This is a genomic window from Nocardia coffeae, from assembly GCF_019890715.1.
GTDB classification, from domain to species: domain Bacteria; phylum Actinomycetota; class Actinomycetes; order Mycobacteriales; family Mycobacteriaceae; genus Nocardia; species Nocardia jiangxiensis.
This window is the reverse complement of record NZ_JAINZY010000006.1, coordinates 488,289-503,852: the sequence shown is the minus strand read 5'-3', so window position 1 is coordinate 503,852 and position 15,564 is coordinate 488,289. Positions and strand designations below refer to the sequence as shown.

16 protein-coding genes are annotated in these 15,564 nt (G+C 67.4%); 7 read left to right on the top strand and 9 right to left on the bottom strand.

Annotated elements, in window-relative coordinates; all coding sequences use genetic code 11:
- The first annotated feature begins 12 nt into the window (after positions 1–12).
- Positions 13–717, top strand: coding sequence for a haloacid dehalogenase type II (locus tag K7711_RS24405; RefSeq protein ID WP_222971725.1), 705 nt, complete (start codon positions 13–15; stop codon positions 715–717).
- Between the two features lie 28 nt (positions 718–745).
- On the opposite strand, the gene K7711_RS24400 is transcribed toward K7711_RS24405, so the two are convergent.
- A complete protein-coding gene (locus K7711_RS24400; RefSeq protein ID WP_222971724.1) occupies positions 746–1,429 on the bottom strand; it encodes an HAD family hydrolase in 684 nt (227 codons plus the stop codon).
- Positions 1,430–1,505: 76 nt separating this feature from the next.
- Between K7711_RS24400 and K7711_RS24395 the strand changes: the two genes are divergently transcribed.
- Positions 1,506–2,306 carry an ABC transporter ATP-binding protein gene (locus tag K7711_RS24395; RefSeq protein WP_222971723.1) on the top strand — a complete coding sequence of 267 codons (801 nt, stop codon included), beginning with the start codon at positions 1,506–1,508 and terminating at the stop codon, positions 2,304–2,306.
- Here the strand turns inward: K7711_RS24395 and K7711_RS24390 are convergent.
- Positions 2,303–3,775 carry an amino acid permease gene (locus tag K7711_RS24390; protein ID WP_222971722.1) on the bottom strand — a complete coding sequence of 491 codons (1,473 nt, stop codon included), beginning with the start codon at positions 3,773–3,775 and terminating at the stop codon, positions 2,303–2,305. The genes K7711_RS24395 and K7711_RS24390 overlap by 4 nt on opposite strands.
- A 213-nt stretch (positions 3,776–3,988) precedes the next feature.
- Between K7711_RS24390 and K7711_RS24385 the strand changes: the two genes are divergently transcribed.
- Complete coding sequence (locus K7711_RS24385) at positions 3,989–5,926, top strand: gamma-glutamyltransferase family protein (protein WP_222971721.1); 1,938 nt, start codon at positions 3,989–3,991, stop codon at positions 5,924–5,926.
- 203 nt (positions 5,927–6,129) lie between these two features.
- Here the strand turns inward: K7711_RS24385 and K7711_RS24380 are convergent, their stop codons facing one another.
- From K7711_RS24380 to K7711_RS24365, 4 genes are all read right to left on the bottom strand, one after another.
- Positions 6,130–6,636: a PH domain-containing protein gene (locus tag K7711_RS24380; RefSeq protein WP_222971720.1), complete on the bottom strand. Its 507-nt coding sequence runs from the start codon at positions 6,634–6,636 to the stop codon at positions 6,130–6,132.
- Positions 6,637–6,640: 4 nt separating this feature from the next.
- Positions 6,641–7,120, bottom strand: a complete 480-nt coding sequence (ribH, locus tag K7711_RS24375) for a 6,7-dimethyl-8-ribityllumazine synthase (RefSeq protein ID WP_040824995.1) — start codon at positions 7,118–7,120, stop codon at positions 6,641–6,643.
- Between the two features lie 46 nt (positions 7,121–7,166).
- Positions 7,167–8,417, bottom strand: a complete 1,251-nt coding sequence (locus K7711_RS24370; protein ID WP_222971719.1) for a bifunctional 3,4-dihydroxy-2-butanone-4-phosphate synthase/GTP cyclohydrolase II — start codon at positions 8,415–8,417, stop codon at positions 7,167–7,169.
- A 75-nt stretch (positions 8,418–8,492) separates the two neighbouring features.
- Positions 8,493–9,113: a riboflavin synthase gene (locus tag K7711_RS24365; protein WP_040824959.1), complete on the bottom strand. Its 621-nt coding sequence runs from the start codon at positions 9,111–9,113 to the stop codon at positions 8,493–8,495.
- A gap of 553 nt (positions 9,114–9,666) precedes the next feature.
- Between K7711_RS24365 and K7711_RS24360 the strand changes: the two genes are divergently transcribed.
- Positions 9,667–10,095 carry a hypothetical protein gene (locus K7711_RS24360; RefSeq protein ID WP_308014918.1) on the top strand — a complete coding sequence of 143 codons (429 nt, stop codon included), beginning with the start codon at positions 9,667–9,669 and terminating at the stop codon, positions 10,093–10,095.
- 13 nt (positions 10,096–10,108) lie between these two features.
- Here the strand turns inward: K7711_RS24360 and rpe are convergent, their stop codons facing one another.
- Positions 10,109–10,762 (bottom strand): ribulose-phosphate 3-epimerase, encoded by a 654-nt coding sequence (gene rpe, locus K7711_RS24355; protein WP_040824996.1) that lies wholly within the window; start codon positions 10,760–10,762, stop codon positions 10,109–10,111.
- Positions 10,763–10,997: 235 nt separating this feature from the next.
- On the opposite strand from rpe, the gene K7711_RS24350 reads away from it, so the two are divergent.
- Both K7711_RS24350 and K7711_RS24345 read left to right on the top strand, forming a co-directional pair.
- Entirely contained in the window at positions 10,998–11,420 is a 423-nt protein-coding gene (locus K7711_RS24350) for an ATP-binding protein (protein WP_222971718.1), read from the top strand.
- Complete coding sequence (locus K7711_RS24345; protein WP_372460182.1) at positions 11,420–12,343, top strand: SigB/SigF/SigG family RNA polymerase sigma factor; 924 nt, start codon at positions 11,420–11,422, stop codon at positions 12,341–12,343. The genes K7711_RS24350 and K7711_RS24345 overlap by 1 nt, the downstream gene beginning before the upstream one ends.
- Positions 12,344–12,561: 218 nt before the next feature.
- On the opposite strand, the gene trxA is transcribed toward K7711_RS24345, so the two are convergent.
- Both trxA and K7711_RS24335 read right to left on the bottom strand, forming a co-directional pair.
- Positions 12,562–12,903 (bottom strand): thioredoxin, encoded by a 342-nt coding sequence (gene trxA / locus K7711_RS24340; protein ID WP_308014917.1) that lies wholly within the window; start codon positions 12,901–12,903, stop codon positions 12,562–12,564.
- The gene (locus tag K7711_RS24335) at positions 12,890–13,348 is read right to left on the bottom strand and encodes a MerR family transcriptional regulator (RefSeq protein WP_222971717.1); all 459 of its coding nucleotides are present in this window, start codon (positions 13,346–13,348) and stop codon (positions 12,890–12,892) included. The genes trxA and K7711_RS24335 overlap by 14 nt, the downstream gene beginning before the upstream one ends.
- Before the next feature lie 143 nt (positions 13,349–13,491).
- Here K7711_RS24335 and K7711_RS24330 point away from each other — a divergent pair, with 143 nt between their 5' ends.
- Positions 13,492–15,564, top strand: coding sequence for an NAD(+) synthase (locus K7711_RS24330; protein WP_222971716.1), 2,073 nt, complete (start codon positions 13,492–13,494; stop codon positions 15,562–15,564).

Genomic DNA, 15,564 nt, shown 5'->3' with positions numbered 1-15,564 from the left:
ACCATCCATGGCATGACCGACCGGCCGCAGGCGCTATTGTTCGACGTCCAGGGCACCGCCACGGATTTCCACTCCACGATCACCGCGGCGAGCCGCCGCGTGCTGGGCTCGCGATATCCGGACCGGGACTGGGCCGGTTTCGTGAACGACTGGCGCGCAGCGTATTTCCGCGGAACGGGCGCCGAGAACCGGACCGGCGAGTGGATCAGCGTCGCGTCGATCTATCGCATCGCCCTCGACGAAATCCTCGACGAGCACGGTATCGAGCTGGATCCCGAGGGCCGCGCGGAACTCACTGCGGCGTGGAAACTGTTGGATCCCTGGCCCGATGCCGTCCCCGGACTGACCCGGCTGCGCGGCGCGTATACCCTCGCTACGCTGTCCAACGCCGACGTCGACGCGGTGGTGAGCATCACGCGGCACTGCGACTTCCCGTGGCACGCGGTCTTCGCCGCCGAGATGGCCGGTGCGTTCAAACCCGATCCCCGGGCCTATCACCTCGCCGCGGGGTACCTGGGGCTGTCACCCTCGCAGATCATGATGGTGGCCAGTCACAAATACGATCTGCGGGCGGCATCCGGGCTGGGCATGCGGACCGCGTTCATCGCCCGGCCCGACGAGTTCGGCGATCCGAGCCTCGCCGATGTCGAGTTCTCGGACGAGTTCGATGTCAACGCCGTGGATTTCCTGGATCTGGCCGATCAGCTCGGATGTTGACCGCAGCGCTGACCGGTGACATCGCGGATCAGAGCACGTCGTGGCGGGCCAGGGCATCGAGTAGACCGGTCCGGCGGCCGGCGGTGGGCGCCGGGTCCACCCATTCGTAGGCGCAGCCGAGTGCGGTTGCGGCGCCGTCGTTCTCGCGGCTGTCGCCCACCATCAGCGCGTCCTCGGGCGGCACGCCGAGCCGATCGAGCGTCCATTCGAAGATCGGCGGATCCGGTTTGACCGCACCGAGTTCGAACGACAGCGCGTACACATCGACGTACCGGTCCCAGTCGTGGTCGAGGAAGGCCGGTCGGATGTCGAACGGGATGTTGCTGACCACCGCGACGGGGATTCCGTTGCCCGACAACGCCTCCAGCACCTTGCCGGTGTCGGGATAGGGCGTCCACAGCGACGGGTCCACCATGCGGGCGTACAGCCGCCGGGCCGGTTCACCCTCGACCCCGCTCTGGCGCAGCACCTCCTCATACACCTCCCGGTGCCTGGCCGGATCCAGATCCCGCTGCTCCCAGGCGTGCTGATGATGGGCGTCGAATTGCACCGCCTGATGGACCGGCGTGGTCATCCGGTCCAGGATCTCGGCCGATTCGGCCTCGTCGAAGGGACGGCCCTGGGCCGTCACCAGATCTGTGGCCCAGCTCTCGTCGGCCTCGAGCCGGAACAACGTTCCCGAGAAATCGAACAGCACCGCGCGAATCGTCACGCCGCACAGCGTACCGAAGTCATCCCATGACCCAGATCACCTATCAGCTTGTCTGAGGACTTGTTACCGTGGACACATGGTCGAGTCCCCTATCCTGCAGGTCGGCGCCGTCGATTTCGTGCGCAACGGCAACGCCATCCTGGCCGACATCTCGCTCACGGTGCGCGCGGGCGAGCACTGGGCGCTGCTGGGCCCCAACGGCGCGGGCAAGACCACCCTGCTGAAGATGGCCGGCGCGTTCGAACATCCCACCCGCGGCACGGTCGAGGTACTCGGCAAACGACTGGGCCGAGTGGACATGCGCGAACTGCGCACCTCGATCGGCCATGTGGATCCGCGGCACACCCTGCCCTATCCGCTGCGGGTGTACGAGGTCGTGCTGACGGGTCTGACCAACACCGCCGATCTGCAGCAGCGCTGGACACCGACCGCCGAGCAGATCGTCGAGGCGGACCGGCTGGTCGAACTGCTCGGCCTCGCCCACCGCCGCGACGCGCGCTGGCCCACGCTGTCCCAGGGTGAGCGCGGCCGCGCGCTGATCGCCCGCGCCCTGATGGCCGACCCGAGCCTGTTGCTGCTGGACGAACCGGCCACCGGACTCGACGTGGCCGGGCGCGAACAGCTCATCGACCGGATCGACCGCCTGCAGGCCGCCCATCCGGACCTGGCCTCGATCCTGGTCACCCACCACCTCGAGGAGCTGCCGCCCGGCATCACGCACGCCATGCTGCTGCGCGACGGCCGCCGGATCGCCGCGGGCCCCGTCGACGACGTGCTGACCAGCGAGAACATCAGCGCCTGCTTCGACCATCCGATCCGGCTGACCCGGACCGACGGCCGCTGGCAGGTCCGCACCGACCGAAGTGTCCTGGCCTAGCGCTCCTGTCCGTCGACGGGGATGTTGGCGACGACGGGGTACTCCCCGGTGTACCCCTCGCGCTCGTGCGCGATGGCCAACACTCGTTTGCGCGCGGCGAACCACCCGATGACCAGCGCCGGGACGATGATCACGAGACTGGCCACGGTCCAGGTCCCGACCGGATAGTCGAAGGCGGTCAGCACCAGCACGGCCGCCAGGAACAGCAGCGTGGCGATTCCGGAGTAGGGCGCGCCGAACATCCGGAACTGGGGCCGTTCCACCCGCCCGGCGCGCGACCACCGCCACATCTGCAACTGGCACAGCACGATCGTCGCCCAGGACGCGAGGATGCCGAGCGAGGCCACGTTCAGCACGATCTCGAACGCCTGCGAGGGCACGAGATAGTTGAGCCCGATGCCGAACAGCGCGATCACCGCGGTCAGCAGGATGCCGCCGTAGGGCACGCCGCGCCGGTTCATCACGCTGGTGAACTTCGGCGCGCTGCCGTTCATCGACATCGAGCGCAGGATGCGGCCGGTGGAGTACAGCCCGGCGTTGAGGCTGGAGAAGGCGGCGGTCAGCACCACGAAGTTCATCACCGAACCGGCATGCGGCACACCGAGTTTGGAGAAGAAAGTGACGAACGGGCTCTCGTCCTTCGAGTAGGCGGTGTAGGGCAGCAGCAGCGCCAGCAGAATCAGCGAACCCACGTAGAACACCGCGATACGCATGATCACCGAGTTGATCGCCCGCGGCATGATCTTCAGCGGGTCCGCGGTCTCACCGGCCGCGGTGCCGACCATTTCCACTGCGGCATAAGCGAATACGACACCGGAGGTCACGGTCACCAGCGGCAGCGCGCCGGTCGGGAACCAGCCCCCGGTGTGGTTGATCACGCCCAGCCCGGTGCTCGCGCCCTGGATCGTGAAACGACCGGCCAGGAACACCACGCCCACGCCGAGGAAGGCCACCAGCGCGACGACCTTCACCAGCGCGGCCCAGAACTCCAGCTCACCGAACCACTTCACCGACACCAGGTTGATGCTCAGCACGATGACCAGCGCGATCAGCGCCAGGAGCCACTGCGCGACGGACCGGAAACCGCCCCAGTAGTGGAAGTAGGTCGCGATCGCGGTGGTGTCCACGATCCCGGTCATCGACCAGTTCAGGAAGTACATCCACCCCGCGACGAACGCCGCCTTCTCCCCGTAGAACTCCCGGGCGTAGGAGACGAACGAGCCGGACGAGGGCCGGTGCAGTACCAGTTCGCCCAGCGCTCGCAGGATGAAGAAGACGAAGATGCCACAGATGCCGTAGACCAGGAACAATCCCGGCCCGGCACTGGCGAGACGACCACCGGCACCCAGGAACAACCCGGTGCCGATCGCTCCGCCGATGGCGATCATCTGCAATTGACGCGGTTTGAGGCTCTTGTGATAGCCGCTGTCCTCCGCGCCGAGGAATTCCTTGCCCCGTACCTCGGTCATATGACAGTTGAGTCCTTCGCGGTCGATGGTCGACGCAGAGGTTACCCGGCCGATAGCCAGGCGCCACATATCGGCCTCTGCCGAGCACAGCCACCGCCCGATCACAGTGGCGTCGGCGGTGAATGACGTCGGCACAAAAGTAGCCGAGCGCCAACACAATCGGCTTCCCGATACTGGCAGCACCGCGACGACGACTCCCGCTACAGTCCGAGCATGACGCGCACTCGGCACCTCACCAGCGCAGCCGCGGCCGCCCTGCTGCTCATCGCAGGTCTGCTGACAGGTTGCTCGGATCAGTCCAACGGGGCGAGCGGTCCGTGTGCCGACCCGCAGAACGGCACCCACGTCACTGCGGCCGCGCCGACCGCTTCCGGCGATATCGCGAACAATCCGGAGGTCGGCACCGGATATCGCACCGATATGACGGCGGTCCGCACGCACAACTACGCCGTCTCGGCCGCCAATCCCATCGCCACCCAGGCGGCTTGCCGAGTGCTCGCCTCCGGCGGCACCGCCGCCGACGCACTGGTCGCGGTGCAGATGGTGCTGGGCCTGGTGGAACCGCAGGCCACCGGCATCGGCGGCGGCGCGTTCCTGCTCTACTACGACGCCAAGACCAGGACCATCGACGCGTACGACGGCCGCGAGACCGCACCCGCCGCCGCGACGGAGAACTATCTGCGCTGGGTGAGCGACACCGATCAGACCACGCCGCAACCCAGCACCCGGGCCAGCGGCCGGTCCATCGGTGTACCGGGCGCCCTGCGACTGCTCGAGCGGGCACACACCGATCACGGCAAACAGTCCTGGCACGACCTGTTCACCCCGGCGATCGATCTGGCCGACCACGGCTTCGCGATCAGTCCCCGGATGGCCGCCGAAATCTCCGCCTCCGCGTCGGATCTGGCCCGGGACGACAACGCCAAGGCGTATTTCCTGCGACCCGACGGCTCGCCCAAACCGGCCGGTACCACCATCACCAACCCGGGAATGGCCAAGACACTGGGGGCGATCGCCGACGGCGGCGCGAACGCCTTCTACACCGGCACGATCGCCCGGGACATCGTGGCGGCCGCCACGACCACCTCGGCCGGACGCACTCCCAGCCAGCTCACCCTCGCGGATCTGAGCGACTACCAGGCGAAGAAACGCACGGCGATCTGCACGAACTACCGCACGCACGAGCTGTGCGGTATGCCCGGCCCGTCCTCCGGCGGTATCACCGTGGGCGCCACGCTGGGCATCCTGCAGAACTTCGACATGGCCTCGCTGGCGCCACAGCATCTCGATCGCAACGGCGGAATTCCCACCGCCCGCGCGGTGCACCTGATCTCCGAGGCCGAACGCCTCGCGTACGCCGACCGCGACAAGTACGTCGCCGATCCCGACTTCGTCCCGCTGCCGGGGAACTCGCCCGACACCCTGCTGAACGAGAACTATCTGAAACAGCGTGCGGCACTGATCGATCCGGCGCACAGCATGGGCACCGCGCAGCCCGGCGACTTCGGACCGGTCCCCGTGGCGACCGGACCGCAACAGCCCGAACACGGTACGAGCCACATCTCGGTGGTGGATCGATACGGCAATGCCGCCACCATGACCACCACCGTCGAATCGGCGTTCGGCTCGTTCCACGTCGTCGACGGATTCGTGCTCAACAATCAACTCACCGATTTCAGCGCGACGCCCACCGCCGCCGACGGCACCCCTGTCGCCAATCGGATCCAACCCGGTAAGCGCCCGCGCAGCTCGATGAGCCCCACCCTGGTCTTCGACCGCAACCCGGACGGATCCCGCGGACAGCTCAGCTACGTCACGGGTTCACCGGGCGGCGGCATGATCCCGCAGTTCGTCGTGAAAACCCTTGTCGGATTGCTGGATTGGGGCCTGGACCCGCAGCAGGCGGTATCCCTGGCCGATTTCGGCGCGGCCAACACACCGGTCACCGGGATCGGCGGCGAGGATCCGGACATCGACGCCGTATCGAACGGCGATCACAACCCGCTGGTCGAGCAGTTGCGCGCGATGGGACATCAGGTCTCCGTGGTCCAGCAATCCAGCGGACTCAGCGCCTTGAAGCGCACGCCGGACGGCTGGATCGGTGGAGCCGATCCACGACGCGAAGGCGCGGTCATGGGCGACTCCAACTAGATCGGTCGACTTCCTGACGCCACGCCCCGAGCGAGCAGCACAGACATGCCGGGAGCGTGGCGTCCAGCAGGGATCGCAACCGTTCGAGGCCACTGCCCTTCGACCGGACCAGACAACACCGAGATCGGAGCGCGGATGCCGCAGCTCGGCCTCGAATCAGTCCGTCCGGGATGGCATCCCGACGAATCGACCGACGTTCGCGCTCACTTGTCCTGGGCGGCAGTGTATTTCGCGCCGAGCTCGCGGAAGCGCTCCAACGACTGCGCGGCGTAGTCCTTGTCGTTGACCCGGATCGCCAGCATGGGCACGTACTCGTCGCCCACCAATTCCAGCCTGGCCCAGGCCTTCTTGTCCGGGATCGACACCCCGAGGATGTCCTTCCAGGCGAACGCGTTGTCCCCCAGGATGTTGCGCACGACCACGCCCCGCGCGCCGACCCGCACGCGCGGGCGGGTCAGCAGGAGCACCGCGGCGGCCAACAGCAGGCCGAACACGATCACCGCCGCCTGATCGGCGCCGCGGAAATTCACCCCGGTGTGGCTGTGGTTCGACAACACCCCGGCCAGGACGAACACGATCGCGATCACCGCGGCGACGATCCGGGAGTTCCGCACCGCGCGATGCGGGCGCACCTCCAGATCCCAACCGGCATCGGCGGTTTCGGGCGCCGCCTGCGGTGTGCGCTTCCAGATTCGGACGACCGGCGTCATCGGATCAGACTGCCTGCCGCAGCGCGCGCAACGTCAGCGCCGCATCCAGAGCGGCAGCGGCGGCCTGCTCGCCCTTGTTCTCCGCCGAATCGGGCAGTCCGGCCCGGTCCAGGGCCTGCGCCTCGGTGTTCACCGTCAGCACGCCGTTGGTGACCGGGGTGCTCTCGTCCAGCGAGACGCGGGTGAGCCCGGCGGTCACCGCATCGCAGACGTACTCGAAATGCGGTGTCTCACCACGGATCACGACACCCAGCGCGATCACCGCGTCGTGGGTGCGGGCCAGCGCCTGCGCGACGACCGGAAGTTCCATCGCCCCCGCGCAGCGCACCACGGTCAGCTGATCGACGCCCGCCTTGCGCGCCACCTGCTCGGCGTTCGCGAGCAGGGTGTCGCAGATCGTGCTGTGCCACCGCGACGCGACGACGCCGACCTTGAGGTCCTTGGCGTCGTCGAGATCGAAGGCCGGTACTCCAGTACCGCTCATCGGATTCCTTTCCGTAGCCGTCACCGCCCGACGCGGCCCGGCGGTTCTACTGTGCGGTCTCGCCCAGGTCCAGGTCGTCGAGCCCGACCAGATCGTGGCCCATGCGGTCGCGCTTGGTGCGCAGGTACCGCAGGTTCTCGGCGTTGGCACGCACCGGCATCGGCACCCGCTCGGTGATGCTCAGACCGTAGCCGTCCAGGCCGACGCGCTTGGCCGGATTGTTGGTCAGCAGGCGCATCGAGGTGATGCCCAGATCGACCAGGATCTGCGCGCCGGTGCCGTAGTCACGCGCGTCGGCGGGCAGGCCCAGCTCGATATTCGCATCGACGGTGTCGTGTCCGTTGTCCTGCAGCTGATAGGCCTGCAGCTTGTGCATCAGGCCGATGCCGCGGCCCTCGTGCCCGCGCATGTAGAGCACCACGCCGCGGCCTTCGGCCGCGACCATCTCCATCGCCGCGTGCAACTGCGGACCGCAGTCGCACCGCAGCGAGCCGAACACGTCGCCGGTGAGGCACTCCGAGTGCACGCGTACCAGCACGTCCTCGCCGCCGTCCACCGCGACGTCACCGAGTACCAGCGCGACGTGCTCGACCTCGTCGTAGATGCTCTTGTAGCCGACGGCCTTGAAATCGCCGTAGCGAGTGGGGATTCGCGCCTCGGCGATCCGCTCCACCTGCTTCTCGTGCTTGCGCCGCCAGGCGATCATGTCGGCGATGGAGATCAGCGCCAGCTCGTGCTCGTCGGCGAAGACCCGCAACTCCTCGGTGCGGGCCATATCGCCCTCGTTCTTCTGGCTGACGATCTCGCAGATCACGCCCGACGGGGAGAGCCCGGCCAGGCGGGCCAGATCCACCGCGGCCTCGGTGTGCCCGGGGCGGCGCAGCACACCACCTTCCTTGGCGCGCAACGGAACCACGTGCCCGGGACGGTTGAACTGATCGGCCGTCGCCGACGGGTCGGCGAGCAGGCGCATGGTACGCGCGCGGTCGGCGCCGGAGATACCCGTGGTGACGCCCTCGCGCGCATCCACCGACACGGTGTAGGCGGTGCCGTGCTTGTCCTGGTTGATCGAGTACATCGGCGGCAGGCCCAGACGGTCGCAGTCGATGCCGGTCAGCGGTACACAGATGTAACCGGAGGTGTAGCGGATCATGAAGGCCACCAGTTCGGGGGTGGCCTTCTCCGCGGCGAAGATGAGGTCGCCCTCGTTCTCGCGGCCCTCGTCGTCGACGACGACGACCGCTTTACCGGCGGCGATATCGGCGACTGCGCGCTCGATGGTGTCGAACCTGGTCACGTCTGCTGTGCTCCGTCTCGATATGGATGCCAATTACAGTACGGCGTCGGGCAGCTGGGTTGTTCGCCACCCGAACTATCCGCGCTGCATGAGCCGCTCCACGTATTTCGCGATGATGTCCACCTCGAGGTTGACCGTGGCCCCTACCGGCGCGGACCCCAGCGTGGTGAGTTCACGGGTGGTCGGGATGAGCGAGACCTCGAGCCAGTCGAGGTGACCAGCCTCACCCTCGGTATCCGTGCCGATACCCGACACCGTCAGCGAGATGCCGTCGATGGTGATCGAGCCCTTCTCCACGACGTAGCGGGCCAGCGCATCGGGCACCGAGACGCGCACGACCTCCCAGTTCTCCTGCGGGCTGCGCGAGAGGATGACGCCGGTGCCGTCGACGTGGCCCTGCACGATGTGCCCGCCGAGGCGGCTGTCGACCGCCGCGGCGCGCTCGAGGTTGACGTTCGCGCCGAGATCGAGTGTGCCGATGCTGGATCGGTTGAGCGTCTCGCCCATCACGTCGGTGGTGAAGCTGTCGCCGTCGACGACGTCGACGACGGTCAGGCACACACCGTTCACCGCGATGGAGTCGCCATGCCGGGCATCGGAGGTCACGAGCTTGCCTCGAATGGTCAGCCGCGCCGCATCGGCCAGCGGCTCGACCGCCACGATTTCGCCGAGCTCCTCGACGATGCCTGTGAACATGCCCGCTCTCCTTCTCACCCGGTACCCGCCTTCGGCAACACCCCGGACCGCGGGCGATATTCCCTGCCGGACCGGTGCGTCCTCAGCCTAACCAGGCCGATCCGGCCGCGGCACCTCGCCGTCCCGCTCCACGGACTCCGGACCGCCAGACCGGCGAATCCGGCCGGAAGCCGACGCGACGACCGGGCCGATACCGGCACACCGAATATCGCTGCGGAATTCGTGGCGGAATCGGGAAATACCTATACGAATTCTGCGCGAATTATGGTGATCGGTATCGATCGGCGCATTTTCTCGAAGCATCCGATCGATATACCGGGCCGGACAACGACTCAGCAGCCCTATTTACCCATTCCGCGACGCGCTCACACCTCAGGCTTGCGTTTCGATGCGATCGGCAGCAGCATTGTTATGCAGTTGATTCCCACGGTTCATTTCACGTTCCGGCCGGAGGGAAATCGGGGTTCGCCCAGGCCGGAGCAGGGTTGACCGACTACACAGACGGGGGTGCGACGTGACCATGATTCTCGATTCGACACTCGAAATTCGTTGCGTGCGATATCGCTGTGAATCCCACCTGCCCGCCTGGGTCGACCCGGCGTCGCACCACATCCTGCTCGAGGTCGGCTCCCGCTATGGCGCCATCACCATGCCCGCAGACCTCGGCGAACGCGTGCAACAGCAGCTCGAGCGGGCCGGCGTCGCCGGACCGGTCGTCCACCATCCCCGCGCCCGCCGCTGGACGTTCATCACCGGTCCGGGCAGCCCGAGCACCGCGGTCGCGGCCGAATTGTTCCGGCTCTACACGACGGTGGCCTGCGCGGGCAGCCCGGTGGTGCTGCCCTCGGCGGACGACGAGCGCACCGGATACCGGGTCTGGGTCCAGCCACCGGGCGGGGGCGATGCGGTGCCGCCGCTGGAGACGGTGATCGAGGCCGCGCGCGCCGAGGCCGGCGCGGCGGGTCGAGCGCAGCGTCCGTGAGTTCGCCGGTCGGCTAGCGTCCGGCCTGGATCGCCTTGCGGCGCAACGCTTCCACGGTCGCAGCGCGATCGGTGGTGCCGTACACCGCGGATCCGGCGACGAAACAATCCACACCCGCCTCGGCGGACTGCTCGATGGTGTCCATATTGATGCCGCCGTCGATCTCCACCACCAGGCGCAGTTCGCCGGAGTCCACCAGACGGCGCACGGTGCGCGCCTTGTCCAGGACGTGCGCGATGAACGATTGGCCGCCGAAACCGGGCTCGACGCTCATCACCAGCAGGGTGTCGAAATTCCGCAGGATCTCCAGATACGGCTCGATCGGGGTGTTCGGCTTGACCGCCAGCCCCGCCTTACCGCCCGCCGCGTGGATATCGCGCGCCACCGCGACCGGATCATCGGTCGCCTCGGCGTGGAAGGTGACGTTGTAGACTCCCGCCTCCGCATAAGGCGGGGCCCAGCGACCCGGGTCGGTGATCATCAGATGGCAGTCCAGCGGCAGATCCGTCGCCTTGAGCAGGCTCTGCACGACGGGCAGGCCGAGGGTCAGATTCGGCACGAAGTGGTTGTCCATCACATCGACGTGCACCCAGTCCGCACCCACGATCTCCGCGGTATCCCTGGCGAGATTCGCGAAGTCGGCGGACAGGATCGAGGGCGCGATCATCGGGGCCGGACGGTGGAACTCCGTCTCGGTTCGCGGGGCGGTGTCGGTACTGGAAACGTCGGAGGCGGGCACAGCGCGAAGTGTAGCGGCCCCGTATCACCCGCCGGGCCCGACCGCCGCAGCCCACCCCCGCATCGGCCGAATGCGACGGCAACACCTTTCACCCCGCTCACGAGTGCCGCGAATTCGGCCGCGGATTCGATTGTGGCCGGGTTGTTTGGGTAGCCTTCACCTTGTGATCAATATTTCGGCGGAACAGGGACTGCGCGGCACCCCGGTGGAGATCGGCGTGGCCGCGGCCGTGTCGCAACTCCCGATTGTGCGCGGGCTCGCCGAAACCCTGGTTCTCCTCAGCGATTTCACCCTCGACGAGGTGGCCGACGTCCGGCTGGCGGTCGACGAGGTGTGCTCGACACTGATCGGCCTCGCAGCCCCCGACACCACCCTGCAGTGCCGATTCTCCGTCGGCGATACGGATCTGATTGTGCGCGTGCGCGGTATCGCCGCCCTGGAGGGCCTACCCGACGAGCGCAGCTTCGGCTGGCACGTGCTGCGCACCCTCACCGACGAGGTGCAGGCCACGCAGGATCCCTTCGACCAGGTCGCTTCCGGCTACCCGACGATCGTGGAATTCCGGCGGGCCCGGGGGAAGGCATAGTGGCGGACGAGGACACCGTGTTCGAATCCGACGACGCCGTGGCATCTCCCGATCCGCAAGCTCCGAAGGACACGACCCCCACCGGCGAGCGCAAGCCCGGGGAGCCCGAGGAGACCACGTCCGAGGAGGAGGTGGCCGCCGACGAGGTCGAGGAGGTCACCCAGTCCGTTTCCGGATACGACGATGTCGCAATCCTTTTCGAGCGACTGGCCGCTGTCGAGGAGGGCAGCGCGCGGCACGGGGAGTTGCGTGCCCAGCTGATCAGCCGGTGCATCCCGCTGGCCGATCACATCGCGCGCAAGTTCAGCGGTCGCGGTGAGCCTTTCGACGATCTGACCCAGGTCGCCCGGGTCGGGCTGGTGCACGCGGTGGACCGGTTCGACATCTCGCGCGGCTCGAACTTCCTGTCCTTCGCGGTGCCCACGATCATGGGCGAGGTGCGGCGCTATTTCCGCGACAACACCTGGGCGATGCGAGTCCCCCGCCGGGTCAAGGAGACCCATCTGCGCATCGGCTCGGCGATCGACGCGCTGTCGCAGTCGCTGGGCCGCTCCCCCACCGCCAAGGAGATCGCCGCCGAACTCGACATCGATCCGGACGAGGTGACCCAGGCGGTCATCGCCGGTAATGCGTACCAGCCCAGTTCGATCGATGCGGTGTCGGTGGGCCGCGATACCGAGGCCTCGCTGCTGGACACCCTGGGCGAGGAGGAGTCCCAGTTCGACCGGGTCGAGGAGTACGTGGCCATCCGGCCGCTGCTGGCCGGACTCCCCGAACGCGAGCGTCGCATCCTGACCATGCGTTTCTTCGAGTCGATGACCCAGACGCAGATCGCCCAGCGGATGGGCATCTCGCAGATGCACGTCTCCCGCATTCTCGCGAAAACCCTTGCGCGCCTGCGGGAGCAGACCTCCCGCGAATAACTCCCCCGCCACGCTCCCCCGCCACCCCGAGACTTCAGCGGGTCGTGAGGTGCCGACACCGTTCAGCTTCGGGCCGACGGTCGGGAGGGCGGCTGGGTTTTGGACGTTCCCGGTGAGTTACCGATGTTCGTGCGAAATCAGGTGTTGCGTAGCGAGACTCGCAGGTGGCGGGTTCGCCGTGATCGGTTGTCGGCGGCCCCGGTGGGTTCTTGTTCCGCTCAGAGTGCGTCAGCTAGTTCGGTCAACAGGCGGCGTTTCGAGCGGGCGCCGACCAGGGTGTGGATCGCGGTGCCGTTGCGGAACACCATGAGGGTGGGCATGGACAGGACGCTGTAGGCCGCGGTTGTGACGGGGTTGGCGTCGACGTCGAGTTGGACGACTGTGAGGCGGTCGGATTGTTCGGCGGCGATCTCGGTCAGGACCGGCTCGATCATTCGGCACGGCGGGCACCAGTGTGCGGTGAACTCGACCAGGACCGGGAGTGGGGCGTCCAGCACCGTGTGGGCGAAGGTCGCGTCGGAGACGGTGGTCAGGCCGGTGGTCGTCTCAGTGTTCGTCATCATCTTCTCCGGGTATCGGTGTATTCGAGGGTTGACGGTCGCAATCGGAGGCAGACAGCGGCGGGCCGAACTCGCATCGCGGCAGGTCGGGGGCCACTGATTCGACACCGGCCAGCTGACCGGCGATCCAACCCCGCACTCCGTGCAACTGCCCGATCAGCTCGTCCAGTTCGCTCAGCTTGCGGCGGTAGACCTGTGCCGAGGACGGGCACGCATCACCCGTCGGGTGGCCCGCGCGCAGACAGTCCACGAACGGCCGGATGTCCTCCAGCTCGAATCCGCAGTCCTGCAACGTGCGGATCTGTCGCAGGATCGTCAGATCCGCCTCGTCGTAGCTGCGGTACCCGCTGGCATCGCGCCGCGTGGTCAGCAGACCGCGTGATTCGTAGTAGCGCAGTGCCCGCGGCGTCGTGGACGCCCGCCGGGCCAGTTCGCCGATCCGCATTCGTACTCCTCCCGGCCCGCATCCACCTGCGATGCGGCGCCGTATCCGACGTTAGAGGTTGACGCCGAGGTCAAGGCAACCGCGCGGGTGCCGTAGATTTCAGCACGATCATGATCACCGCACCGCGGGTAAGGGGTTGTGGAATGCAGCTGCCGTTCGATTCGCTGTACCGGCACGGATTCGCCCGGGTGGCGGTGGCGGTGCCGCCGGTGCGGGTCGCCGATCCGGCCTACAACGCCGAGCAGACCCTCGCGCTCGCACGACGCGCGGCCGCGGACGGGGTGGTGCTGACCGTCTTCCCCGAACTCGGACTGTCCACCTACACCGCCGACGACCTGTTCCATTCCGACGCTCTGGATCACGCCGTCGAGCAGGCGCTGCGGCGGATCGTCGAGGAGAGCGCCGGCATCGACACGGTGCTCGTGGTGGGTGCGCCGGTGCGCGCGCAGGGGCGATTGTTCAACTGCGGGATCGTGATCGACCGCGGGCGGATCCTGGGCGTCGCGCCCAAGAGCTATCTGCCCAATTATCGTGAGTTCTACGAGAAGCGGCAGTTCGCGGCGGCGCGGGAGTCGCTCGGGGATCGGATCACCGTGGCGGGGCAGCGCGTTCCGTTCGGCGCGGATCTGCTGTTCACCGCGACGAACGTACCGGGATTCGTCTTCCACCTGGAGATCTGCGAGGACGGCTGGGTTCCCTTGCCGCCCAGTGGTTTCGCCGCTCTGGCGGGGGCCACGGTGCTGGTGAACCTGTCGGCGAGCAATATCGTCGTCGGCAAGGCCGACTATCGCCGGCAATTGTGCGCCTCGCATTCCGCGCGCTATATCGCGGCCTATCTGTATTCGGCCGCCGGATACGGCGAATCCACCACCGATATGGCCTGGGACGGTCAGGCGCTGGTGTGCGAGAACGGCGAATTGCTCGCCGAGGGTGCGCGTTTCACCGAGAGCCCGCAACTGGTGACCGCCGATGTGGATCTGCGCCGGCTGGCCGCGGACCGATTGCGGATGACCAGTTTCGCCGACACCGTGCACGACCACCACGACCGGCTGGCGAGCATGCGGCGCATCGATATCGAATTGCCGATCCCGGCGGATGCGGTGACGTTGCGGCGCACCGTTCCCCGATTCCCTTACGTCCCGGCCGATTCCGCGATGCGCAACGAACGCTGCGCGGAGGTGCACCACATCCAGGTGGCGGGCCTGAGTACCCGGCTGGCCGCGACCGGATCACAGCGTGTGGTGATCGGGGTGTCCGGCGGATTGGATTCGACGCTGGCGCTGATCGTCGCGGTGCAGACGATGGACCGGCTGGGCCTGCCGCGCTCGAATGTGCTGGCGTACACCATGCCCGGCTTCGCCACCGGTTCGCGCACCCGCACCGACGCGCATCGGCTGATGCGGGCGCTGGGCGTCTCGGCACACGAGATAGATATCAGGCCCTCGGCCACCCAGATGTTGCACGATCTGAATCATCCTGCGGCCCAGGGCGTTCCACAGTACGACGTGACCTACGAGAACGTACAGGCCGGCGAGCGCACCTCACATCTGTTCCGGCTGGCCAATCAGAACGGCGCGATCGTCATCGGCACCGGTGATCTGAGCGAACTGGCGCTGGGCTGGTGCACCTTCGGCGTCGGGGATCACATGTCGCACTACAGCGTCAATGCCTCGGTGCCCAAGACCCTGATCAAATATCTGATCGCCTGGACGGTACAGACCGGCGATCTCGGCCCGGACGCGGACGAGGTGTTGCGCTCGATCCTGCAGACCGAGATCTCCCCCGAACTCGTACCCGTTGCGGCACAGGATGATCCGGCGTCGCAGGACCAGCCCGGACAGAGTTCCGAGGCCGTGGTGGGGCCGTACGAACTACAGGACTTCCACCTGTACTACCTGTTGCGATTCGGCTATCTGCCCAGCCGCATCGCCTATCTGGCCCGGCACGCCTGGTCCGATCGCACCCGCGGGCCGTGGCCGGATCTGATTCCCGAGGACGACCGCCACGAATACGATCTGCCGACGATCAAGCACTGGCTGGCGGAATTCCTGCGCCGCTTCGTGCAGACCAGCCAGTTCAAGCGCTCGACGCTGCCCAACGCGCCGAAGGTCGGTTCGGGTGGTTCACTGTCCCCGCGCGGCGACTGGCGCGCACCCAGCGATGCCATCGCGACGGCGTGGCTGGACGAGCTGGCGCAGAACGTCCCCGACGCCTGA

Bases quoted from the DNA above. Each gene is read 5' to 3' on its own strand.
- K7711_RS24405 (WP_222971725.1), top strand. From the start codon at position 13: ATGACCGACCGGCCGCAGGCGCTATTGTTCGACGTCCAGGGCACCGCC.
- K7711_RS24395 (WP_222971723.1), top strand. From the start codon at position 1,506: ATGGTCGAGTCCCCTATCCTGCAGGTCGGCGCCGTCGATTTCGTGCGC.
- K7711_RS24390 (WP_222971722.1), bottom strand. From the start codon at position 3,775: ATGACCGAGGTACGGGGCAAGGAATTCCTCGGCGCGGAGGACAGCGGC.
- K7711_RS24385 (WP_222971721.1), top strand. From the start codon at position 3,989: ATGACGCGCACTCGGCACCTCACCAGCGCAGCCGCGGCCGCCCTGCTG.
- K7711_RS24380 (WP_222971720.1), bottom strand. From the start codon at position 6,636: ATGACGCCGGTCGTCCGAATCTGGAAGCGCACACCGCAGGCGGCGCCC.
- ribH (WP_040824995.1), bottom strand. From the start codon at position 7,120: ATGAGCGGTACTGGAGTACCGGCCTTCGATCTCGACGACGCCAAGGAC.
- K7711_RS24365 (WP_040824959.1), bottom strand. From the start codon at position 9,113: ATGTTCACAGGCATCGTCGAGGAGCTCGGCGAAATCGTGGCGGTCGAG.
- rpe (WP_040824996.1), bottom strand. From the start codon at position 10,762: ATGATCGCGCCCTCGATCCTGTCCGCCGACTTCGCGAATCTCGCCAGG.
- trxA (WP_308014917.1), bottom strand. From the start codon at position 12,903: ATGACGAACACTGAGACGACCACCGGCCTGACCACCGTCTCCGACGCG.
- K7711_RS24335 (WP_222971717.1), bottom strand. From the start codon at position 13,348: ATGCGGATCGGCGAACTGGCCCGGCGGGCGTCCACGACGCCGCGGGCA.
- K7711_RS24330 (WP_222971716.1), top strand. From the start codon at position 13,492: ATGCAGCTGCCGTTCGATTCGCTGTACCGGCACGGATTCGCCCGGGTG.